The 22,077-nt window shown below is 74.7% G+C and carries 18 protein-coding genes; 8 read left to right on the forward strand and 10 right to left on the reverse strand.

Annotated elements, in window-relative coordinates; all coding sequences use genetic code 11:
* Positions 1-15 precede the first annotated feature (15 nt).
* Together ACZ45Q_RS26135 and ACZ45Q_RS26140 are read left to right on the forward strand one after the other, a co-directional pair.
* Positions 16-870 carry a carbohydrate ABC transporter permease gene (locus tag ACZ45Q_RS26135; RefSeq protein WP_468265615.1) on the forward strand — a complete coding sequence of 285 codons (855 nt, stop codon included), beginning with the start codon at positions 16-18 and terminating at the stop codon, positions 868-870.
* Positions 867-2,288 (forward strand): glycoside hydrolase family 32 protein, encoded by a 1,422-nt coding sequence (locus ACZ45Q_RS26140; RefSeq protein ID WP_468265617.1) that lies wholly within the window; start codon positions 867-869, stop codon positions 2,286-2,288. The genes ACZ45Q_RS26135 and ACZ45Q_RS26140 overlap by 4 nt, the downstream gene beginning before the upstream one ends.
* Here ACZ45Q_RS26140 and ACZ45Q_RS26145 read toward each other — a convergent pair.
* Positions 2,236-3,300 (reverse strand): LacI family DNA-binding transcriptional regulator, encoded by a 1,065-nt coding sequence (locus ACZ45Q_RS26145; protein ID WP_468265619.1) that lies wholly within the window; start codon positions 3,298-3,300, stop codon positions 2,236-2,238. The genes ACZ45Q_RS26140 and ACZ45Q_RS26145 overlap by 53 nt on opposite strands.
* A 470-nt stretch (positions 3,301-3,770) precedes the next feature.
* Between ACZ45Q_RS26145 and ACZ45Q_RS26150 the strand changes: the two genes are divergently transcribed.
* The 5 genes from ACZ45Q_RS26150 (at position 3,771) to ACZ45Q_RS26170 (ending at position 10,625) form a co-directional block, all read left to right on the forward strand.
* Entirely contained in the window at positions 3,771-5,360 is a 1,590-nt protein-coding gene (locus ACZ45Q_RS26150) for an SDR family oxidoreductase (RefSeq protein WP_468265621.1), read from the forward strand.
* Positions 5,361-5,364: 4 nt separating this feature from the next.
* The gene (locus ACZ45Q_RS26155; protein WP_468265623.1) at positions 5,365-6,738 is read left to right on the forward strand and encodes a cryptochrome/photolyase family protein; all 1,374 of its coding nucleotides are present in this window, start codon (positions 5,365-5,367) and stop codon (positions 6,736-6,738) included.
* Positions 6,739-6,956: 218 nt separating this feature from the next.
* Positions 6,957-8,633: a phytoene desaturase family protein gene (crtI, locus tag ACZ45Q_RS26160; RefSeq protein ID WP_468265625.1), complete on the forward strand. Its 1,677-nt coding sequence runs from the start codon at positions 6,957-6,959 to the stop codon at positions 8,631-8,633.
* A complete protein-coding gene (locus ACZ45Q_RS26165) occupies positions 8,630-9,628 on the forward strand; it encodes a phytoene/squalene synthase family protein (protein ID WP_468265627.1) in 999 nt (332 codons plus the stop codon). Before crtI ends, ACZ45Q_RS26165 begins: the two co-directional genes overlap by 4 nt.
* Positions 9,621-10,625 (forward strand): DUF5914 domain-containing protein, encoded by a 1,005-nt coding sequence (locus tag ACZ45Q_RS26170; RefSeq protein ID WP_468265629.1) that lies wholly within the window; start codon positions 9,621-9,623, stop codon positions 10,623-10,625. Before ACZ45Q_RS26165 ends, ACZ45Q_RS26170 begins: the two co-directional genes overlap by 8 nt.
* A 55-nt stretch (positions 10,626-10,680) precedes the next feature.
* Here ACZ45Q_RS26170 and ACZ45Q_RS26175 read toward each other — a convergent pair whose 3' ends face one another.
* From ACZ45Q_RS26175 to ACZ45Q_RS26185, 3 genes are all read right to left on the reverse strand, one after another.
* Positions 10,681-12,261, reverse strand: coding sequence for an FAD-dependent oxidoreductase (locus ACZ45Q_RS26175; RefSeq protein ID WP_468265631.1), 1,581 nt, complete (start codon positions 12,259-12,261; stop codon positions 10,681-10,683).
* A gap of 193 nt (positions 12,262-12,454) precedes the next feature.
* On the reverse strand, positions 12,455-13,177 hold the full coding sequence (locus ACZ45Q_RS26180; protein WP_468265633.1) for a methyltransferase domain-containing protein: 723 nt from the start codon (positions 13,175-13,177) through the stop codon (positions 12,455-12,457).
* Complete coding sequence (locus tag ACZ45Q_RS26185; protein ID WP_468265635.1) at positions 13,174-14,385, reverse strand: FAD-dependent oxidoreductase; 1,212 nt, start codon at positions 14,383-14,385, stop codon at positions 13,174-13,176. The genes ACZ45Q_RS26180 and ACZ45Q_RS26185 overlap by 4 nt, the downstream gene beginning before the upstream one ends.
* 240 nt (positions 14,386-14,625) lie before the next feature.
* On the opposite strand from ACZ45Q_RS26185, the gene ACZ45Q_RS26190 reads away from it, so the two are divergent.
* Entirely contained in the window at positions 14,626-15,063 is a 438-nt protein-coding gene (locus tag ACZ45Q_RS26190) for a glutaredoxin domain-containing protein (protein ID WP_468265637.1), read from the forward strand.
* Positions 15,064-15,243: 180 nt separating this feature from the next.
* Here ACZ45Q_RS26190 and ACZ45Q_RS26195 read toward each other — a convergent pair whose 3' ends face one another.
* The 6 genes from ACZ45Q_RS26195 to ACZ45Q_RS26220 form a co-directional block, all read right to left on the reverse strand.
* A complete protein-coding gene (locus ACZ45Q_RS26195) occupies positions 15,244-16,356 on the reverse strand; it encodes a sensor histidine kinase (RefSeq protein WP_468265639.1) in 1,113 nt (370 codons plus the stop codon).
* Positions 16,349-17,065 (reverse strand): response regulator transcription factor, encoded by a 717-nt coding sequence (locus ACZ45Q_RS26200; RefSeq protein WP_468265641.1) that lies wholly within the window; start codon positions 17,063-17,065, stop codon positions 16,349-16,351. Before ACZ45Q_RS26200 ends, ACZ45Q_RS26195 begins: the two co-directional genes overlap by 8 nt.
* A 72-nt stretch (positions 17,066-17,137) precedes the next feature.
* Positions 17,138-17,860, reverse strand: a complete 723-nt coding sequence (locus ACZ45Q_RS26205; protein WP_468265643.1) for a VanZ family protein — start codon at positions 17,858-17,860, stop codon at positions 17,138-17,140.
* Between the two features lie 218 nt (positions 17,861-18,078).
* Positions 18,079-18,603, reverse strand: a complete 525-nt coding sequence (locus ACZ45Q_RS26210; RefSeq protein ID WP_468265645.1) for a hypothetical protein — start codon at positions 18,601-18,603, stop codon at positions 18,079-18,081.
* A 169-nt stretch (positions 18,604-18,772) separates the two neighbouring features.
* Positions 18,773-19,765: a LacI family DNA-binding transcriptional regulator gene (locus ACZ45Q_RS26215; RefSeq protein ID WP_468265647.1), complete on the reverse strand. Its 993-nt coding sequence runs from the start codon at positions 19,763-19,765 to the stop codon at positions 18,773-18,775.
* A 31-nt stretch (positions 19,766-19,796) separates the two neighbouring features.
* Positions 19,797-22,046 (reverse strand): alpha-galactosidase, encoded by a 2,250-nt coding sequence (locus ACZ45Q_RS26220; protein ID WP_468265649.1) that lies wholly within the window; start codon positions 22,044-22,046, stop codon positions 19,797-19,799.
* Between the last annotated feature and the right edge of the window lie 31 nt (positions 22,047-22,077).

The following is a 22,077-nucleotide window of genomic DNA, read 5'->3' on the forward strand; positions in this document are numbered from 1 at the left end:
CCCGGGTGTGAGTCCATGAGCCAAGCGACCCTGACCACCAGCCGCGTCCGGCACTCCCTCGCGCCGTGGGCGCGGATCACCGCCCTGGCCGCGTGCGCCCTGCTCACCCTGGGGCCGGTCGTCTGGACCGTGTCCACCTCGCTGCGCACGCCGGCCGAGTCCTTCGACCTCCCCCCGGAAGTCATTCCGAGCAGTCCGACGACCGAGGCCTACGGCGAGGTCTTCGAGCAGATCGACATGTGGCTGCTCGCCCTGAACTCCACCCTGGTGACCGCGCTGATCGCGGTGGGCCAGATGGTCACCGCGGGGCTGGCCGGGTACGCCTTCGCGCGCCTCGACTTCCGGTTCAAGAGGTCCCTTTTCGCCCTGGTGCTGGCGACCATGATGGTGCCGCTCCAGGTCACGATCGTCCCGGTGTTCCTGGTGCTGAAGTCCGTGGGCCTCACCGACACCCTGCTCGGTCTGATCGTCCCCGCCTTCCCGACCGCCTTCGGCACCTTCCTGATGCGTCAGTACTTCCTCGGCATGCCCAAGGACCTCGGCGAGGCCGCGATGCTCGACGGGGCCGGCCCCTGGCGGGTGTTCCGGTCGGTGTACGCCCCGCTCGCCGCGCCCGGCCTGGCCATCGTGGGCGTCCTGGCCTTCAACTACCACTGGAACGAGTTCTTCCGCCCGCTGATCCTGGAGACCTCCAGCCAGAACCACACCCTGCCGCTGGGCCTCGTCTCCCTCCAGGGCAACCTCGGCACCGGCTCCATCTCGGTGGTGCTCGCCGGCGTCGTGCTGTCCATGATCCCCGCCGTCGCCGTGTTCGTCGTCGGCCAGCGTCCTCTCCGTGAGGGCATCACCTCCGCAGGAGTCAACCGTTGAGCCCCGCCGCTGCGACCCCCGACCCCGACGCCCCGCGCCTGAGGGTCCGTCCGCCCGCCAACTGGATCAACGATCCGAACGGCCCGTTCCGCCGGCGCGGCCGGTACCACCTCTTCTACCAGTACAACCCGCACGCGCCGGTGCACGCCGACATCCACTGGGGTCACGTCTCCAGCCCCGACCTGGTCCGCTGGCAGCACCACCCCGTCGCCCTCGCGCCGACCCCGGGCGGGCCCGACGAGGGGGGTTGCTGGTCCGGCTGCGTGGTCGACGACGACGGTGTGCCGACCGCCGTCTACACGGGGATCGGCCGGGACCACACCGGCCTGGGCACCATCTGCCTCGCGCCGGCCGCGGATCCCGGCGACGAGATGCTGACCGAGTGGAAACCGCTGCCCACGGCGGTGGTGGCAGGTCCTCCGGCCGGACTGGACGTGGTGATGTTCCGCGATCCGTTCGTCTTCCGGCACGGCGGGCGGCGCTGGGCGCTGGTCGGCGCCGGTCACGCCGACGGCACACCCTCGGTACTGCTGTACGACTGCGACGACCTGTACGACTGGCGGTTCGCCGGAGTGCTGATCGACGGCCGCGACCACGTCGCGACGGCCGCGTTCGGCGGCGCGGCCACCGGCTGGGAATGTCCGCAGTTGTGCCGGACTCCTGCGGGCGACTGGGTGCTCGTCGTGTCTCTGTGGGACGAAGTGCCCCTCGGCACCGGGTACCTGACGGGCGGTCCGGTGGGCGGCACCGACGGCGGATGGCGCTTCGTGGCCAGGGCCGGGGGCCGTGTGGACCACGGTCGCGACTTCTACGCGCCCGCCCTGCTCCAGGAGGCCGGCCGCATCCTGATGTGGGGCTGGTCGTGGGAGGCCCGCGCACAGGCGGAGATCGACCGCGCCGGCTGGGCCGGCGTCCTGACCACGCCCCGCGTCGTCGACGTGGCCCCGGACGGCACCCTGAGGATCGACCCGGCCCCCGAGACGCGACTCCTGCGCGCCGCCCGGCCCTTCACCACGGGCCCGGGACCGGTACCGCTGCCGCACGCCTACGACCTGTCGGTCACCGCCCGCGCACCCACCGGTGTACGTCTGCTGCGCTCGGCGCCGGGCGCGCAGCTGAGCCTCCTCGTGGACCCCCTGCGGGGAACGGTGACCCTGGACCGCGGCGGCCGGCCCCGCGCGGCCCACCCGGGGGACGGAACCGTCGTGGCCCGGACACCGGCCGGGAAGGAGGTCACGGTACGCGTCCTCGTGGACGGGTCGCTGTACGAGGTGTTCGCGGGCGGCCACGCCGTGATCACCGAACGCGTGTACCGGCGACCGGGCGATGTGCCGGAACTCCTCGTGACGGGCGAGGGGGCGTCCGTCATCGGCTGGGAGCAGGTCCCACCGACTCCCGGTCGACGACGGGACAGGTGATGCGCCGCACGGTGGGGCTCGGCATCCGTCCCGTGCCGATGGCGTCCAGCACCAGCCGGACCGCGGCCTCGCCCATCGCCCGGTGCGGCAGCGCGACGGTGGTCAGGGGCGGGGACAGAAACGCCGCCATGTGTTCCTGATCGTCGTAGCCGATCACCGACAGGTCGCCGGGCACAGTGAGTCCCAGCCGGGCCGCGGCGTGCAGGACGCCCGCCGCGACCCGGTCGTTGTAGCAGAAGAGCCCGGTCGGGTACCGCCCTGCGGCGGCTTTGCCGAGCAGCCGCAGGGCGCCCTCGTATCCACCGGAGATCTCACCACCGGTCCGCACGACCCATTCCCTGGGAATCGAGACCCCCTCGGCGCGCAGCGCGTCGCGGAAGCCCTGGAGCCGCTCCGCCGATGCGATGTCGGCCTCTCCCCCGACGACGGCGACGCTGCGATGGCCGTGGGCGAGCAGCAGCCGCGCGGCCGCCCGGCCACCCGCGCGTTCGGCGGGGACGACCGCCGGCAGGGAACCGTCTTCGGGGAGGCAGTTGGCGAGGACGGAGTGCGTGCGGTGGAGCCCCTCGGGCACACGGACCCGGCGCAGCGACATCGCGGCGTAGATGATTCCGTCGACCCGCCGGTCGAGGAGTTCGGCGACGGCTGCGTCCTCCTTGGCCGGGTCTCCGCCGGAGTCGACGGTCAGGACGAGGTGTTCGCTGTCCCAGGCGGTCTCCATCGCGCCGCGCAGCAGGCGCCCCGCGAACGGAGTGGAGGCGATCTCGTCGGTGACCAGGCCGATCACCGCCGTGCGACGGCTGCGCAGGCCACGGGCCACGGGGTCGGGCCGGTAGCCGAGCTGAGCAGCGGCCTGCCGGATGCGTTCCTGAGTGGCGAGGGAGAGGTTGCCCTCGGCACGGCCGTTGAACACGAAGGACACGGCCGTGTGGGACACACCGGCGAGCCGTGCCACGTCGCGGGAGGTGGGACGTCCCGACCGCGACGCGTCCTTGTCCTGCGCGGCTGCCATGCCCCTGCCCGCCTCCTCCCCCGGCCTGTGCCGGTCGGTGCCGCTCACCCTATCCGCATCGGATACTGCCTCACGAGGCCGACCGGAGTGCGTCGGGGGGCCGGCGCCGTCTCCGCGCCGGGCCGCCGCCGACACCGCGTGACGCCGCGAGCGGCGGCCTCGTTCGAGCCGCTCCCTCGTGCACAGGACACCGGGGACGTCAGGGCGGCCCCCGGAGACGCGGGAGGCGACTCGGGTCGGGGCACATCCAGCGGGGCCTACAAGGAGAGGTCGCCCTCGGCGCGGCCGTTGAACGGGTCGCGGACCGAGCCGGGCGTCCGGTCCCCTCCGCGGCGAGGGGCGCGGCGAGGATCAGTACTCCGTCCGGCTGAACAGGGCGGGCACGGGGTCGTTCATCCGGCACGGGGAGCCTCACGCGACGTCTCCTGTAGGGGCCGGCCGTGTGCGCGGCCGGGGACGGGAGGCGGAGCATGGCCGAGGACGGGCAGGGGCTGCACTGTCTGGTCACCGGGGCGTCCGGGTACATCGGCGGCCGCCTGGTGCCGGAGCTGCTCCGGGCCGGGCACGGCGTCCGGTGCCTGGCCCGCTCCCCCGGCAAGCTCCGCGACCACCCCTGGGCGCCGTACGCCGAGACGGTGCGCGGGGACGTCACGGACGCGGCGTCGGTCGCCGCCGCGATGCGCGGGGTCGATGTCGCCTACTACCTGGTGCACGCCCTCGGCAGCGGCGCCGGCTTCGAGGACACCGACCGGGAGGCCGCCCGGATCTTCGCCGAGCAGGCGCACGCCGCCAAAGTGCGCAGGATCGTCTACCTCGGCGGGCTCGCCCCCCGCGACGTGCCCGGCCGGTCGCTGTCGCCGCACCTGAGGTCACGCGCCGAGGTGGGGGACATCTTCCTGTCCTCCGCGGTGCCCGCCACGGTGCTGCGGGCGGCCGTCGTCATCGGCTCGGGCTCGGCCTCCTTCGAGATGCTGCGCTACCTCACCGAACGCCTGCCCGTGATGATCACTCCCAGCTGGGTCCACACCCGCACCCAGCCCATCGGGGTCCGGGACGTGCTGCGCTACCTCGTCGGCTCGGCGACCATGCCCGCCGGCGTCGACCGGGCCTTCGACATCGGCGGGCCGGACGTCCTCACCTACCGGGACATGATGCTGCGGTACGCGGCCGTCGCCGGGCTGCCGCGGCGCGTCATCGTGCCGGTGCCGGTCCTCACCCCCCGGCTGTCCAGTCACTGGGTCGGCCTGGTCACCCCGGTGCCCGCCTCCCTCGCCCGGCCGCTGACCGAGTCCCTGCGCCACGAGGTCGTCTGCCGCGAGCACGACATCGCCCGGTACGTCCCGGACGGCCCGGGCGAGCCGCTGCCGTTCGACGAGGCGCTGGCCCTGGCGCTGCGCAGGGTACGGGAGGCGCAGGTCACCACCCGCTGGTCCTCCGCCTCCGTGCCCGGCGCCCCCAGCGACCCGCTGCCCACAGACCCGGACTGGGCGGGCGGCAGTCTCTACCTGGACGAGCGGGAGCGGCCGGTCGACGCGTCCCGGGCAGCACTGTGGAGGGTGATCGAGGGCGTCGGCGGCGACAACGGCTGGTACTCCTTCCCGCTGGCCTGGGCGGTCCGCGGCCGGCTCGACCGGTTCGCCGGGGGCGTCGGACTGCGCCGGGGGCGCCGGGACACCGAACGTCTGCGGGTCGGCGACTCCGTGGACTTCTGGCGGGTGGAGGAGATCGAGCCGGGCCGGCTGCTGCGGCTGCGCGCCGAGATGCGGCTGCCGGGCCTGGCCTGGCTGGAGATGTACGCCGGTTCCGACGACCGGGGCGGCACCGTCTACCGGCAGCGTGCCCTGTTCCACCCGCGCGGGCTGCTGGGCCATGCCTACTGGTGGAGCGTCGCCCCGTTCCACTCCGTCGTCTTCGGCGGCATGGCCCGCAACATCGCCCGGGCCGCGGCGGCGGGGCCGGGCGACGGCCCGACCGCCGCCCGCGCCTCACGCCTCGGGCGGGTCCGCGCCGGGCTGTCCGTTCGGCGACGGACGCGTTCCGCACCACCGCACCAGGAGTGACACCATGACCGTCGCGGTCGTCCTGTTCACCGCAGACCTGCGTCTGCACGACCATCCGCCGCTGCGGGCCGCGCTGAAGGCGGCGGACGAGGTGGTGCCGCTGTTCGTCCGCGACCCCGCCGTCCACGCGGCCGGCTTCGACGCGCCCAACCGGGCCGCCTTCCTCGCCGACTGCCTGGCCGACCTCGACGCGTCGCTGCGCCGCCGCGGCGGGCGGCTGGTCGTGCGCTCGGGCCCGGTCGCCCGGGAGGTCCGCGCCGTCACCGCCGCGTGCGGCGCCACGGAGGTCCACATGGCGGCGGGCGTCTCCGGCCACGCCCACCGCCGGGAGGAGCGGCTGCGCCGGGAACTCGGCGCCGGTGGTGTACGGCTGCTGGTGCACGACACCGTCGTCACCGCCGTCGCGCCGGGCGCCGTGGCACCGGCGGCCTCGGACCACTTCGCCGTGTTCACGCCCTACTTCCGCCGCTGGTCCGGGCAACCGCTGCGCCGGCCCCTGCCCGCGCCGCGCACCGTGCGGGTCCCCGACGCGGTGCGCGGCGAGGAGCCGCCGTCCCGCGCGGCGATGCGGGGCCTGTCGCCGGGGCTCGCCGAGGGCGGGGAGACGGCCGGGCGGGCCCGGTTCGCACGCTGGGCCCGGGCGGACCTGCCCCGCTACGCCGAACACCACGACGGCCTGGCCGGGGACGCGACGTCCCGGCTGTCGCCGTACCTGCACTTCGGGGCGGTGTCGCCGGTGGAGCTGATCCACCGGGCCCGGGAGCGGGGCGGCGCCGGAGCCGAGGCGTTCGTACGGCAGCTGTGCTGGCGCGACTTCCACCACCAGGTCCTCGCCGCCCGGCCCGAGGCGTCGGTCCGGGACTACCGCACCCGGCACGACCGGTGGCGCGACGAGCAGGAGGCGGCCGGGGACATCGCCGCGTGGCGGGAGGGCCGTACGGGCTACCCGGTCGTCGACGCGGGCATGCGGCAACTGCGCGCCGAGGGCTGGATGCACAACCGGGCCCGGCTGCTGGTGGCGAGCTTCCTGACCAAGACGCTGTACGTGGACTGGCGGATCGGCGCCCGGTACTTCCTTCGGCTGCTGGTGGACGGCGACATCGCCAACAACCAGCTGAACTGGCAGTGGGTGGCGGGCACCGGCACCGACACCCGCCCGCACCGCGTCCTCAACCCGGTGCGCCAGGGCAGGCGTCACGACCCGGAGGGCACGTACGTACGCCGCTGGGTGCCCGAGCTGGCGGACGTCGGCGGCGCGGCGGTGCACGAACCCTGGCGGCTGCCGGCGGAGCAGCGCGCCCGGCTGGGGTATCCGGAGCCGATCGTCGGCCTCGGGGACGCGCTGGCGCGCTTCCGGCGGGCCCGTGGTCGCGCATGAGGACCGGAGACAGCGCATCCGGCCCGCGGCTGCGGGCGGAAGCGCACGGCACAGAGCGCGGACGCGCCGATGTGCGGACGCCGATGATCGGACAGGAAGGGTTTGCGCATGCGGGGACCGGGGCCGACGCCGGCCGGATCTGCGGAGGGGGGCGACGGAGAGCGGCCGCGGCCGGCGTTCGCGTGGCGCGTCGCCCCGCATCTCGTCGAGGTGCCGGCATGAGGACGGTGAAGGGGCCGACCGACCACGTCGTGGTGGTCGGCGCGGGGCTTTCGGGTCTGGCGTGCGCCCTGCACCTGCTGGGCGCCGGGCGCCGCGTCACGCTCGTCGAGCGGGACGCCGGTCCCGGCGGCCGGGCGGGCCGGCTGCGGCTCGGGAACTATCTGGCGGACACCGGGCCCACCGTGCTGACGATGCCGCACCTGGCCGACGAGGCGTTCGCGGCCGTCGGTGACCGTCTCGCCCGCCGCGTCGAACTGCTGCCCCTGCACCCCGCGTACCGGGCCGGGTTCGCGGACGGGACCTGGCTGGACGTGCACACCGACGGCGACGCCATGGAGGCGGAGGTGCGGCGCTTCGCCGGCCCCGCCGAGGCGGCGGGCTACCGCAGGCTGCGGCACTGGCTGGAGCGGCTGTACCGGGCGCAGATGGGCCGCTTCATCGACGCCAACTTCGACTCGCCGTTGCAGCTGCTGCACCCGGACCTGGCCCGGTTGGCGGCGCTCGGCGGCTTCGGACGGCTGGACGGCCGGATCGGCCGCTTCCTCTCCGACGCCCGCTTGCGCCGGGTCTTCTCCTTCCAGGCCCTGTACGCCGGAGTCGCCCCGGCCCGGGCGCTGGCGGCCTACGCGGTGATCGCCTACATGGACACCGTGGCCGGCGTCTGGTTCCCCAAGGGGGGCGTGCACGCGCTGCCCCGGGCGATGGCGGACGCGGCGGCCGACGCCGGTGCCGAGCTGCGCTGGTCGTCCGAGGTGAGCGGGCTGGAACGCGCGGCGGGCCGCGTGCGGGCCGTGCACCTCGCCTCGGGCGAGCGCGTCCCGTGCGACGCGGTGGTGCTCACCTGCGAACTGTCCGCCGCGCACCGGCTCCTGGGCCGGGCACCGGTGCGCCCGGTGCCGCTGCGGCACTCGCCGTCCGCGGTGGTCCTGCACGCCGGAACCGACCGGACCTGGCCCCGTCTCGCCCACCACACGCTGTCGTTCGGCACCGCGTGGGAGCGCACGTTCGACGAACTGACCCGCTCGGGAACGCTGATGAGGGACCCGTCCCTGCTGATCACCCGTCCGACGGCGCACGACCCCTCTCTCGCCCCGCCGGGCCGGCACCTCCACTACGTCCTGGCGCCCTGTCCGAACACGGACGTCGGCCCTCCCGCCGCCGCCTGGCGGGAACTGGGCCCGCGGTACCGCGACAGCCTGGTCGCCGAGCTGGAGCGGCGCGGCCTGGACGGGTTCGCCGACAGCGTCGAGGAGGAGGCCCTGGTGACCCCGCTCGACTGGACGGCCCAGGGCCACGCGGCCGGCACCCCGTTCTCCGTCTCCCACACCTTCGCCCAGACCGGCCCGTTCCGGCCGCGCAACCTCGTGCGCGGGCTGGACAACGTGGTGCTGGCCGGGTGCGGGACCACGCCGGGCGTGGGCGTGCCGACCGTCCTGATCAGCGGGAAACTCGCCGCCGCCCGCGTCACCGGCGCCCCCGCCGGGGCCGCCCGCCGGGCCGTGGCCGCGGACCGCCGCCCGGCCGCTGCGACCGCTCCGGTCACATCGACCACTGCGGCTGCCAGGACCGCTCCGGTCACATCGACGACCCCGGTTACCGCGACCGCGCCGGCCGCTCCGGCTCCCGAACGCCCCGACGTCCCCGACCGCCCCGACCAGCGCAGGTGCCCATGACCCGTCGTGAACTGGACGCCGCCGGGATCACCGGCCCCCATCTGCGCGCCGCCTACGCCCGGTGCCGGCGGCTCAACGCCCGCCACGGCCGGACCTACTTCCTGGCCACGCGCCTGCTGCCGCTGGAGCGCCGCTCGGCCGTGCACGCGCTGTACGGCTTCGCCCGCTGGGCCGACGACATCGTCGACGACCTGGACCGGCGCTCCACCCCCGACGAGCGCGACCTGCTGCTGAAGCGGCTGGAGGGCGACCTCGCCCACGCGCTGCGCACCGGCGGCGGCACGGAACCGGTCGTGCGGGCCGTGGCCGACACCGCCGCCCGGTACGGCATCGACACCACGCTGTTCGCCGAGTTCCTGGCCTCCATGCGGGCCGACCTGACCGTCACGGACTACCCGACCTACGCCGATCTGCGGGCCTACATGCACGGCTCGGCCGCGGTGATCGGCCTCCAGATGCTGCCCGTGCTCGGCACGGTCGTCCCGCGCGAGGAGGCGGCGCCCCACGCGGCGGCCCTCGGCGTGGCGTTCCAGCTGACCAACTTCCTGCGGGACGTGGGCGAGGACCTCGACCGGGGCCGGGTCTACCTGCCCGCCGACCTGCTGGCCGCGCACGGCGTGGACCGGGCGCTGCTGGAGTGGAGCAGGCGCAGCGGGCGCCCCGATCCGCGGATCCGGGCGGCGCTCGTCGCGGCCGACGCGCTGACCCGGGGCGTGTACCGGACGGCGGAGCCGGGCATCGCGATGCTCGACCCGCGGGTGCGGCCCTGCATCCGCGCCGCGTACACGCTCTACGGCGGCATCCTCGAGGAGATCGCGCGGCAGGACTACACCGTGCTGCACCGCCGCGCGGTGGTGCCGCGTCGCCGCCGGGCGGCCACCGCCGCGGCCGGGGTGCTGCGGGTGGCCGGCGCGCGGTGGCGGGCCCGGCTGCCGCACGCGGCACTCGCGCCGGGCTCCGCGCCGCTGGAGGGGAAGGGGACGGGCCGTGGCTGACCGATCGGAGAAGGCCCGCTGGACGTCGCCGCTGCGGCGGCGGCGCGGGCCGGGCTGGGCGGGGCAGACGCCGACCTGGCGCGCGGCCCGGCCCGCGCTGATCGCCGACGCCCTCGCCCGGGCGTCGGCCCGGTCCTCGGGCAACTGGTTCGTGGTCGGCGCTTCCCGGGACGTGCGCCCGGGTGGACCGTGCGGCAGGACGGTCGGCGGTGTCGAGGTGGTGCTGTGGCGCTCGGAGTCCGGGGAGCTTCGCGGGGGCACCGGTGTCTGCCCGCATCTCGGCGCCCCGTTGCGGGAGGGCCGGGTGGTGTGCGGCACGCTGGTGTGCCGCTGGCACGGGCTGGCTCTGGACGGCTCTGCGTCCGCCGGCTGGCGGCCGTATCCCGTCCACGACGACGGGGTGCTGGTGTGGGTGCGGCTGGACGCCGTCGGCGGCGAGGAACCGACGCCGCAGCCGGTGGTTCCGGAGCGTCCCGTGGCGGCCGGCGCGGTGGAGGCGGTGTTCTCGGCGGTCGGGCGGTGCGAGCCGCAGGACGTGGTGGCCAACCGGCTCGACCCGTGGCACGGTTCCTGGTTCCACCCGTACTCCTTCGTCGATCTGACGGTCGCCCGGGAACCGCAGGGGGAGGACGACGACGCCTTCGTCGTCGACGTCTCCTTCCGGGTGGCGGGCCGTCTGGTCGTTCCGGTGCGGGCGGAGTTCACGGCGCCGGAGCCGCGTACGGTCCTGATGCGCATCGTGGACGGCGAGGGTGTCACGTCCGTGGTGGAGACCCATGCCACGCCGCTGACGGCCGAGGGGGACGCCCGGCCGCGCACGGCGGTGGTCGAGGCGGTCGTCGCCACCTCGGACCGGCGCGGTTTCGCGCTGGCCCGGGCCTTCGCCCCCGTCCTGCGCCCGTTGATGCGGCACACCGCGGGGCGTCTGTGGCGCGACGACCTGGCCTATGCGGAGAGGCGCTGGGCGTTGCGGAGCACCGGGCGCTTCCCGGGGTGAGCCTCGGTGGTCCCCGCCCGGTGCGGATCGTCCTGGGACCGTCCGGCGGGCCGCTTCACCGGTGCGCGGGGCGACCCGCGAGCGCGCCGAGGGCCCGCAGCACGGGGGAACGGCCCCGCCGGGGCACCGTCCACAGCACCTGGCCGCGCACGCCCCACCCGGCGAGGAGGGCGTTGGCCGCCAGGAAGCCGGTGGTGGCGGCACGTTCCATCAGGGCCACGGGCAGGTCGCAGCGGATCCCGTCGCCGGCCAGCGTCAGCCACGGGTGGGGAGTGCGCACGGTGGGCCGCCGCCGGTACGTGCCCACATGGAACAGCGGGCAGTCCGAACGCCACTCGTGCCGTGCGTCGACGACGCGCGCCCGGCGGGTCTCCGGGTACACCCGGTGCAGTTGCCCGAGCAGTTCCTCCCGCACGGTCCGCGGGTCGGCGCCGGTGGCCACGGCGTAGGCGTGCAGTTCCACCACCGATCCGCCGTTCTTCTCGGCCCAGCGGGCGGCCTCGCCCTCGTAGCGCTCCAGGACGCTGACGTTGTCCAGGCCGCCGTAGCCGCTGGTGCCGAGGAAGCCGGGGCGGTCGGCCCGCACCGGCCGGTCGAGCCAGAACCGGGAGACCAGGAACGGCGGGGCGGTGCGCAGTGCGGCGATGCCGTCCCGCCAGGGGCCGGTGCCGAGGCCGGGCGAGGCGGCGACGACCCGCCGCAGCCCCGCGGTGTCGAGGGCGAGCACCACCGCGTCGTACCGGCCGGTGCCGGTGCCGGTGCGCACCTCGGCCCCAAAGGCACCGGCGGGCTCCACGCCCTCGACGGCGGTGCCGGTGCGCAGGTCCGCACCGAGGCGGCGGAGGTAGTCGCCGAGCGGCTCCCACAGGGCCTGGGGGAAGGGTTCGCCGGGCACGTCGAAGAGCAGGCCTTCCGCGGAGCCGAGGAAGTAGATGTGGAACATCAGCATCAGCTCGGCGGCGGACAGGTCGCGCGGGTCGGCGAAGAAGCTGCGCGAGAACACCTCGAAGGCCAGGTGGTGCGCGGCCTCGGGGAAGCGGACGCGTTCCAGGAAGGCGGTCGCCCCGAGGCCGTCGAAACGCGTGTACACCTCCGGCACCCGCACGTCCAGCAGCGGCAGCGCCGCACGGGCGTCCATCGCGGTCAGGTCGCGCCAGCCGAAGGTGGGGCTGAGCGCGACGAAACCGAGGGCGCTCAGGGGCGGGGTGCGCGGGACGCGGGCGAAGCTGTCGGTCGGCCCGCCGCTGTGCCGCAGGGGGTAGTCGGGCAGTGGGGTGAGGCGGGCGAGGGCGGGGTCGGTGCGCCGCAGCAGGCCGCGCAGGTTGTAGTACTGGCGGAAGAAGGCGTGGAAACCGCGGCTCATGGTCGCCTCGGAGCCGTCGGCCAGCCGGGTCCGGTACCCGGCGAGGCGGCCGCCGAGGGTCTCCTCGCGTTCGTAGAGGGTGACGCGGGCGCCGCGTTCGGCCAGTGCGGTGGCCGCGGCGAGACCGGCGATTCCGCCGCCGGCCACGGCGACGGAGGGGGCGTCCGCCCGGTCGAACCGGTCCCGGCCGGGTGCGGGCATCAGGACGTCGGCCTTGCGGTCGCGGCCGCGCCGGGCAGGGGCGTGGGTGCGAGCGCGGGTGCGGGTGCTCATGGGGTGACCTTCCTGCGGGTGCACGGGGTCGCGGGGTTGCTCGTCCGGCGGGTGCACGAGGCCGCGGGGCTGCCCGTCCGGCGGGTGCACGAGGCCGCGGGGCTGCCCGTCCGGCGGGTGCACGAGGCCGCGGGGCTGCCCGTCCGGGCGGTCCGCCGGCTCGCCGGGCTGCGTCTGATGCCGGTGCCGGTGCTCATCGGGCGGGCCGTCCCGCGGCGTCCGTCGTGGGGTTGCGGGCGACGAACGTGTGGGTGATGCCGGTCTGCCACCCCGGCAGGGGCAGGGCGCGCGCGTCCGTGAAGCCGGCGCGGGCCAGCCGGGCGGTGAAGGCGGACGCGGTGTCGAAGGCGAGGACGCTGCGGTACAGGGCCCGGTCGCCGGTGAGCGTGCCCGCCGGGACGACCACTCCCCCGCACACGGCCGTCCACAGGGCCCGGTGCCCCGGTGAGCCGCCGAGGCTGTACTCGTGGACGGCCAGGCGCCCGCCCGGCCGCAGCAGCGTCCGCACCGAGCCGAGGACCGCGTCCGGGTCGGAGACGTTGCGGAAGAGGTAGGCCGCGAAGACCGCGTCGAACGGGCCTTCGTCGGCCGGCGTCAGCTCCTCCGCGCTCAGGTGCAGGAACCGCACGTTGTCCGGCCAGTGCTTCTCCAGCGCCCGCCGCAGCATGCCCGAAGAGGCGTCCACCGCGGTGACACGCGCCCGGGGTGCGGCCCGCAGCAGGGCGCGGGTGGAGGCACCGGTGCCGCAGCCGAGGTCCAGGACGTGCAGCCCGGCCCCGTCGCGGGGCAGCCGCAGCCGGCGGGCCGAGCGCAGCAGGTCGGTGCGGTATCCGGGGTTGAGGGCGGTGAGCCGGTCGTAGGTGCGGGACGCGTGGTCGAAGGCGCGTGCCAGGTCGTGGTCGCGCAGCAGGGTCATCGGGGGCTCTCTCCGGTTCCGGGGGCGGAATGGGTCCGGCGGGGCAGAAAGGGCAGTTCGGCCGCGGTGCGCAGCATCGGCCCCACCGGGGTGCGCAGCCCGATGCCCCACTCCTCCCGCAGCGAGGTGGCGCCGTCGAGGAAGCGCAGCAGGCGGTGCGTCGGTGTCCGGCGGAACAGGCCGGTGAAGAACGCGGGGCCGTCGACGCGCCCGGTGTCCAGGGCCCGCAGCAGCACCGCGTCCATGGCGAGCGCCCGCCGCCGGTGCGGTGGCGGCACCGTGCCGCGGCCGGCGCGCAGGGCGGCGGCGATGGCCCGGCTGTCCCGCTGCACGGCAGCGAACGTGTACCCGGTGGCCGGGCGGGTCGCGCCGCCCGCGGTCCCGATACGGGACACGGCCGCGCCGGCCCGCCGGGGGAAGCGCGCGTCGGTCATGGGGACGACCCCCTGTTCCGCCGTCTCCACGACGAACGCGCCCAGACCCAGCACCTCACGGGCGTAGTGCTCGAGCGCGGCCTCGTAGGCCTCGGTGGTCAGCGGTGTCCGGGAGAACTCGGTGTACTCGACGAGGGCCCGGTCGGGGGCGAGCGGCAGGACGTAGCCGAAGGCGAGACCGTGCCGCGGCTGGGGCACGCGGAAGTCCATGAGGCCGGCGACGGCCGTCTCGAACCGGTCGGCGGCCGTGCGGACGAACCAGCCGCGGAAGTGTTGCAGCAGTTGTGTCCTGGCCGGGGGCGGGGCGGGCAGGGACCGCGAGTCGAACACGTGGCGTGCGCGCAGGGTCAGGGTCCGGCCGGCGGGGTCCGTGCAGCGGACCTCGGCGCCCCCGGGCATCTCGCGCACGGTGTGCGCCGTGGCGCGCAGCAGCCGTCCGCCGGGTGCCTCGGCCAGCCGTGCGTGCACCAGCCGCTCGAAGGCCGTCGAGCGCACCATGCGGTAGCGCGCCGGGGCGGGGTCGAGGGTGAGCGCCTCGCCGTCGGGGCCGTGCACCCGCAGCAGGGGCCAGGTGGCGGTGACGGCCTCGGCGAACTCGCCGGGGTCCTCGTCCCAGTAGCACCAGGTGCGTTCCGCCGGCCGCCCGGGACCGTCCGGCGGCTCGACCACGGTCACGGTCGCCGCGCCGGTCTCGATCAGCCGGTACGCCAGACTGAGGCCGGCGGCACCGCCCCCGACGATCACCACGTCCGGGGTGGGGGCGCTGCGGCTCACCGGTCCCCGCGCTCTCCGCCGGCCGCGGCCCGCACCGCGATCATGTCCATACTCCGCTCCCGCCACTGGCTCGACGTCACCGATCCGTTCCTCCCATCGCTTCCCGCCGGAGGTCGTGTCCGGACGCGGCAGGCTGACGGTGGGTGCCGCGTGCCCCCCATTCCATCGCGGCAACGCACTGTCCCGGTGGACGACTGGCCGTGCAGCGGGACTGGTCGGCCATCGATAGCCTGAGTCACCATGAAGCGCGCTTGGATCCTGCCGATGCTGCTCGTGCTCAGCGGCTCGGCCGTCGCCGCCGGGCAGCTTTTCAACGGGAGCCCCGGCACAGCCGCCGCACTCCTGCTGGCGTTCCTGGCGCTCGCCGGCGTGCACTCACCCTTGATCTTCCCGAGGCCGATCGGTGCGCAGGAGGCACAGCGCCGCAGCGCGGTCGACGGCCGGCCTGTCGTCTTCTGGCGGCCGGGCTGCAAGTACTGCATCCGGCTGCGTATCCGGCTGGGCCGCAGCGCCCGCCAGGCGTACTGGGTCGACATCTGGCGCGACCGGGAAGGAGCCGCGGCGGTGCGAGCGGCCAACGACGGCAACGAGACCGTGCCGACCGTCGTCGTGGCGGGCCGGCCACACACCAACCCCGATCCCGGTTGGGTGCGCGAGCAGCTCTTCCCTTCCGCGTGATCGAGTCCGCTTGATCGAGTCCGCTTGATCGGAGCGGCATGATCGAAGCGGCGCCCTGACGGCGCGGCGGTCCGCGGCCGAAAACCGAGCGTCGCTCTGCCCTACCTGCCCTTCCTGCCCTTCGGCCCCCGGCGAAGGCGCCTGCGTTCGAGCGGCGCCTGCCCCTCGCCGCCGAGCCGCTCACGGGAGCGCGTGGTGTGTGCCGTCGGGCGCGGGGAACGTGCCGGGCAGCCGGACCGTGGCGAGGAGGCCCCCGGCAGGGCGGGGGGTGAGGGTGAGGGACCCGGCGTGGGCGCGGACGATGCTGTGGACGATGGCGAGACCGAGGCCCACGCCGGCGTGTTCGTCGGTGCGGGCGCGCTCTGCTCCGCGCTGGAAGGGTTCGGTCAGGGTGGGGATCAGTTCCGGTGCCAGCCGGTTGCCCGTGTTCTCGACCCGCAGCACGCCGACGTCGCCCTGCGCCTCGGTGCTGACCGTCACGGTGCCGCCGGAGGGGAGGTTGTGGACGATGGCGTTCTGGACGAGGTTCGTCACCATCCGCAGCAGCAGCTCCGGGGAGCCACCGGTCCGGGCCGCCCCGCCGGTGACGTCCAGTGTGACGGCGCGTTGTTCGGCCAGCGGCAGCAGGGTCTCCGCGGCCTCTTCGGCGAGCAGGGAGAGGTCGACGCTCTCGCGGGTGAAGTTCCCGCGGTCGCTCCGGCTGAGCAGCAGGAGGGCCTCGATGAGGCCGATCGCCCGCGTGTTGACGGCGTGCAGGCGTTCGATGAGCGGGTCCCGGTCCCGCGCGGGGTCCTTGCGGGCGACGTCGAGGAGCGTTCGTGAGACGGCCAGCGGGGTGCGCAGTTCGTGAGAGGCGTTGGCGGCGAACCTCCGCTGCTCGGCGACGTGCGATTCGAGCTGCTCGAGCATCGAGTCGAACGCGTCGGCGAGTTCGCGGAACTCGTCCCGGCGGCCCCGCAGGTGGATCCGGTGGGACAGCGACCCGTGACCGGCCCGGCGTGCCGCGGCGGTGATGTGGGCGAGCGGGGCGAGCATCCGGCCGGCGAGGAACCAGCCGCCGACGAGGCCGAACAGAAGGAGGAAGCCCATCGCCACGGCCGCGGCGGGCACGAAGGTGCGCACCAGAAGGTACCGGTTGGGCGCGATGCCGAGCAGGCCCTTGGGACTGTCGGGGACGTAGCGCAGGATGAAGACCCACACCACGGCCAGCAGGAGGGCGCCGGCGACGGCCAGGAATCCGGCGTAGCTGAGGGTGAGTTTCATACGGGCGCTGAGCCCTGGGCGCCTAGTCATGCGTACGGCGGGAATCGACGGGGTGGCTGCCGGGGGCTCTGCCCGGCCCGCCGGTGTCGATCCGGTAGCCGACGCCGGGGACCGTCGCGATGACCCACGGTTCACCGAGCCGCTTGCGCAGTGCGGAGACGGTGATGCGCACCGCGTTGGTGAAGGGGTCGGCGTTCTCGTCCCAGGCGCGTTCCAGCAGTTCCTCGGCGCTGACGACGCCGCCTTCGGCCGCGACGAGGACCTCCAGCACGGCGAACTGTTTGCGGGTGAGGGCGACATGGCGCCCGTCGCGGAACACCTCCCGGCGGAATGGGTCCAGCCGCAGGCCCGCGATCTCGCGGACCGGGGGGCGGGCGTACGCGCGTCTGCGGTCGAGTGCCCTGAGCCGCAGGACCAGCTCCCGCAGTTCGAACGGCTTGGTGAGGTAGTCGTCGGCGCCGAGGGCGAAGCCGGACGCCTTGTCGTCGAGCCGGTCGGCGGCGGTGAGCATGAGGATGGGCATGCCGCTGCCGGAGGCGACGATGCGCCGGGCGACCTCGTCGCCGGACGGGCCGGGGATGTCGCGGTCGAGGACCGCGATGTCGTAGGAGTGCACGCCGAGCATCTCCAGGGCTGTGTCGCCGTCGCCGGCGATGTCGGCGGCGATCGCCTCCAGCCGGAGACCGTCACGAACGGCTTCGGCCAGGTAGGGCTCGTCCTCCACGATCAGTACGCGCATGTCGGAAGCCTATGCAGGGGTGTGTGTCGCCGGTGTACGGGCTTGGGCGGGTGCGTCCACCGGGGAGGTGGCTCAGCCCGCCGCTGCGGATGCGGGGTGCGGCCGGTCCGGCGACGCCTGGGGCTCCGTACGCCACCAGCGGCGCGAGGCCAGCGCGGCCAGGAGGGCACCGGTGGCGTTGACCAGGACGTCGTCCACGGAGGACACCCGGTCCAGCCGCAGGACGTACTGCGCGGTCTCGACCAGGACCGAGCAGCCGGCGCCCAGCGCCAGGACCCGCGGCACGGACGCCAGCGCCGCGAAGCGTATCGGGGCGAAGAAACCGAGGGCCGCGAAGATCAGGAGATTGCCGGTGATCCCGAGCAGCCCCATCGCGAGCAGGTCCCGGAGGGGCATCAGGCTCACCCTGGCCGGTGCGGTGCCGGCCCCGGCGCCCGGCATCATGGTCAGCCACAGCAGTGGCACCGTCCCGTGGACCATCCCCACCTCGGCGAGCGACCTCCGCCACGCCGCCGTGACACCAGCGGCACGCCGGCGGCGCGCCAGGGCCCAGGCGACCAGCACGGCGAGCGGCAGCGTCACCAAGGTCATGAGCACCACGCCGTTGAAGGTGTCGAGACATCCGTGCCACCGGCCGGCCATGCAGCGGGGAGCTGCCATCAGCAGCATCCGGCGCACGAGGAACAGGATGCCCGCCAGGCCGAGCACCGCCAGGCCGAGGAGCACCGTCGTGCGGGCGCGCATGCGGGTGCGGGGACGGCGGGGCGCTACGTGGGAGGATGCGGCGTGCTTCATGCCCTCATCACAGCCCAAGGGGTGTTGCGGCGGCGTATGCGGATTTCGATATGCCCGCGATATGTCCCGGACCGTGGTGGCCGGGCCCCGGTCCGTCAGGTCTGCGGCTGAGTGGGTGGCGGGACCGGGCGCCGGGCGCGCGCCGGCGGAAGCCCTCGGCGGTCGGGTGAACCCCGGCTCGTGCAGCCGGGGTTCACGCACGCCGCGCCGGCTCGTGGTCAGCAGCCGCCGCAGTTGTAGTAGGTGACGTCCCAGTGGTTGCCCTCGTCGGCGTAGACGTTGCCGGAGGCGGATCGCCACTGCGGGGAACCGTCGCCGCGGACGCCGATGTAGGTGAAGGAGCTCTTGATGTAGTTGCCGAGGCAGGTGTACTTGCTGAAGTCCAGCTTGTAGCCGTTCCAGTGCGAGTACGTGCCGGAGGCGTGCCCGGTCTCCGTGCCGCCCGTGATGTTCAGCGCGCAGCCGCTGGCCCGCTTCAGGGTCTGGGCTCCCTGGGCGGTGGCGAGGTTGAGCTGGTCGAAGGAGGTACAGGTCGGGTTGTTGCGGTTGGAGCAGCCGCCCGAGGACGACCAGGTGATGCCGGCCTCGCGGAACATCGACGTGGCGGTGGAGTGGCTGATCTTGGTGACGGCGAAGGCGTCACCCGCCGTTCCGATCACGACGGCGCCGGGAGCCACGACGAGTGCGAGCGCGGTGAGGATCGAGCGAATCCGGACGCCGACGACCGCTTTGATGCGTTTCACGTGAAACCTCCTGCGAAGAGCCATGGGGCATGTGGGGTGACCGTGCAGGTGGTGCGTGGTGGTGCAGATCGCGCACCGAGATCATGCCGGGGTCTACGCGCGTTGGCCAGAGGGCCTGTGCCCGAGCCTCCCCAGGGCCCTCGGTGCGGCCCATGGCGAGAGGCCGGGCTCACACCGACGCGCGTGCCACGAACTCGGCCTTGACGTGCACCGTCTTGTGGACCGCGCGGCCGTCGAGGCGCTCGGTGAGGAGGCGGGCGGCCGCCCGGCCGACCTCGGACGCCGGATAGCGGATGGTGGTCAGCCGGGGGCGGACCAGGGACGCGAAAGAGGCGTCGTCGTGACCGATCAGGGCCACGTCACCGGGGATGTCGATGCCGAGTTCATGCGCCTTGTCCATGGCGCCGACGGCGATGACGTCGTTGCCGCAGAACACCGCGTCGGGACGGTAGCGGCGGTTCATCAGCTCGCCGAAGCCCGCCGCACCGGCCTCCCGGGTGTGCTCGCCCCGCACCACCAGCTCGTGCGGGAGCGACATGCCGAACTGGAGGGCCAGCGCGCGCAGATGCTTCAGACGGGGGTCCCCTCCCGTGGCGTCGCGGGGTCCCGCGATCATCGCGATCCGGCGGCGCTGCGCCGCGGCCACCTGCTCCAGCGCACGGCGGGTCGCCACGCGCGCGTCGGGAGTGACGAGGTCGATCGGGCCGAAGGGGACGTCGGCGCTGACGACGAGGGGCATACCGGCGTCGATGAGCGGCTTGAAGTCGTCCGGCTTGAGCCGGAACGGGGTGATGATGACGCCGGCGAACCGCTGCTGGACCGCCTCGGCGAGCAGCGCGCGTTCCTCGTCGCGGCGCGCGCGGGTGTTGCAGACGACGACGTGCAGGCCGAGGCCGCGCAGTTCCTCCTGCAAGGTGGCCGCGAGCTGCGCGAAGAAGGGGTTGGCGATGTCCGGCACGATCAGTGCCACCAGGCTCGACCGGCCGGTGCGCAGACTGCGCGCCGTGACGTTGACGGTGAACGACAGTTCCTCGATCGCCGCTTCCACCGCCGCCCGGGTTTCGGGCGCCACCGGCCGCTTACCGGAGAGCACGTAGGAGACCGTGGCCGACGACACGCCGGCCGCCCGGGCGACGTCGGCCATCGTGACCCGTTCTCGCACCACACCCGCTCCCTTCCACGGCCACCCTACTTCACCTGCGACTTGGCCCGAGAGAGCGCTTCCCGGCGAGGGCCGGGGGAGGCGCGGCCCCGCCCGGCCAGGCGTCCGGGCCCGCGCCGTCCACGCGCCGCAGCCGCACCAGCGCGCTCGCGCAGTCGCCCGGCGGAAGGTCGGGCAGCGGAAGGCCGAAGGCCATCAGGGTCGCCCCCGACCACTCGCGTCCGGTGTCCTCGTCGCGGTACCGGGCCGCCTGCTGAAGGCCGCGCAGACGCAACGGCGGCTGTGGCGGACCGAACGCCGTGCCGGGCCGCCAGACCAGGACGACCGCACGGTCACCGTCGGAGTACTGCACGGCCGTCAACAGCCCTTCCCCGGGCGGCAGCAGGCGGAACTGCTCTCCCCGCTGCACCACCGGACGGATGTCCTTGTAGATCCGGACCAAATCCGCGGCCTCGGAGAGCTCGGCGTCCGTCCAGCGCGTCAGGTCCCCTCCGATGCCGAGGACACCGGCCATGGCGCTGTGGAAGCGGAACCGCAACGGCACCACCCGCCCGGTGAGCGGGTTGGGGCTGTCGGTCACCCACGCCGACATCACGCGCGCCGGGTAGAGCTGGCTGAAGCCGTGCTGGATGCGCAGGCGGTCCACGGCGTCGGTGTTGTCGGAGGTCCACACCTGGTCGGTGCGGCGCAGGATGCCCGGATCGACGCGTCCGCCTCCGCCCGCGCACGCCTCGATGCGCAACTGAGGGAACTCCGCCCGCAGTTGGTCCAGTACCTGGTACAGCCCTCGGGCGTGCTCGACGTGCACGCGCCGGGCGTCGGGTCCGCCCCCGTGGACGCCCGCCTCGGTGAACGAGCGGTTGAAGTCCCACTTGAGGAAGTCGACCGCGTTGTCGGTGACCACCTGGCGCAGCCGTGCGAGCGCCCACTCGGTCACCTCCGGCCGGGAGAAGTCCAGCACCAGCTGGTGCCGCAGTTCGGTGGCCGTGCGGTCGGGCAGGTGCAGGACCCAGTCGGGGTGGGCGCGGTACAGGTCGCTGCCGGCGTTGACCATTTCGGGCTCCACCCACAGGCCGAACGCCATGCCCAGGCGGTGCACCTCGTCGGCGAGCGGGCGCAGGCCCCTGGGGAACCGCCTCGGGTGGGGCGTCCAGTCGCCGAGCCCCGAGCGGTCGTCCTCACGGCCGCGGAACCAGCCGTCGTCGAGCACGAACAGCTCCGCGCCGACGGCCGCGGCACGGCGGGCGAGGGCGATCTGGTTCTCCTCGCTCACCTCGAACCACGTGGCCTCCCACGAGTTGTAGAGGACCGGCCGCAGCTCCCGCGGGTGCGGCAGGACGCGCGTGCGCAGATGGCGGTGGACGGCCCGGCTCGCGCCGCCGAAACCGTCGCCGGCGTGCAGGGCCAGGCTGACCGGGGTGCGGTACCGTCCGCCGGGCCTCAGGCGCAGCTCGGCGCCCTCGTGGCCCTCGCCGGCCAGGACGCCGGTCCGGCCGGCGGCCGTGCGCTGGGCGGTGATGCGCCAGCTGCCGCTCGCCGCGAGCGCGACGACCCACACCTCGCCGTGCTCCTCCGTGGCGTCCCCGGGGTCGAGGGCGATCCAGGGGCTCGCGTGGTGGCCCGTGTGGCCGCGCCTGCTGCCGAGCACCGTCTCGCCGACCGGCAGCACGGACCGCTGGAGGCGGCCCTCGTCGGACCATCCTCCGTGCACGGCGCTCAGCCGCCAGTCCGGTCGCTGCGGGAGCGGCCAGTGGGCGCAGGCGTACCGGAGCAGGAGCACGTCGCCGTCGTCCGGCGTGCCCGTGTGCACGAACTCCGTCCACCGTTCCAGCACGTCGCCGTCCGGCGCGACGCGGTAGTGCAGGCGCCAGGCCAGCGGCCGGGTGCGGTCGCGCAGGAGGACGACGACGTGGTCGTCCTCGAGCAGGACCACGTCCTGCACGGTCGGTTCGACGGGACTGCTGCCGTCGGCGAAGCGCACCTCGAAGGCGGGCGCGCCGAAGCGGGCGCCGCCGTCGGCCGGGTACTCCTCGGTGCCGTCCCAGCGGCCGGCGAAGCTGTTGTCGTGGTCGCTCCACAGCGGCAGCGCGGCCGCGTCGGCGAGGGGCAGCGCGGCGCCCCAGTGGACGTGCCGGACGGTGCCGGCGGCGCGGTCCACCCGGAAGACGTAGGCGCCGCGCGCCGTGCGCAGCAGCACGGTGCCGCTCGTCTCGTCCAGCTCCACGCGGCGTGACGGGCCGGCGGACGACGAGGGGGCCGGGCGGGCGGGGTCGGTGGTCACGTGGCCGTACCTCATTCGGGATCTCGCGGAC

The sequence above is a fragment of the Streptomyces sp. NPDC031049 genome, assembly GCF_055571015.1.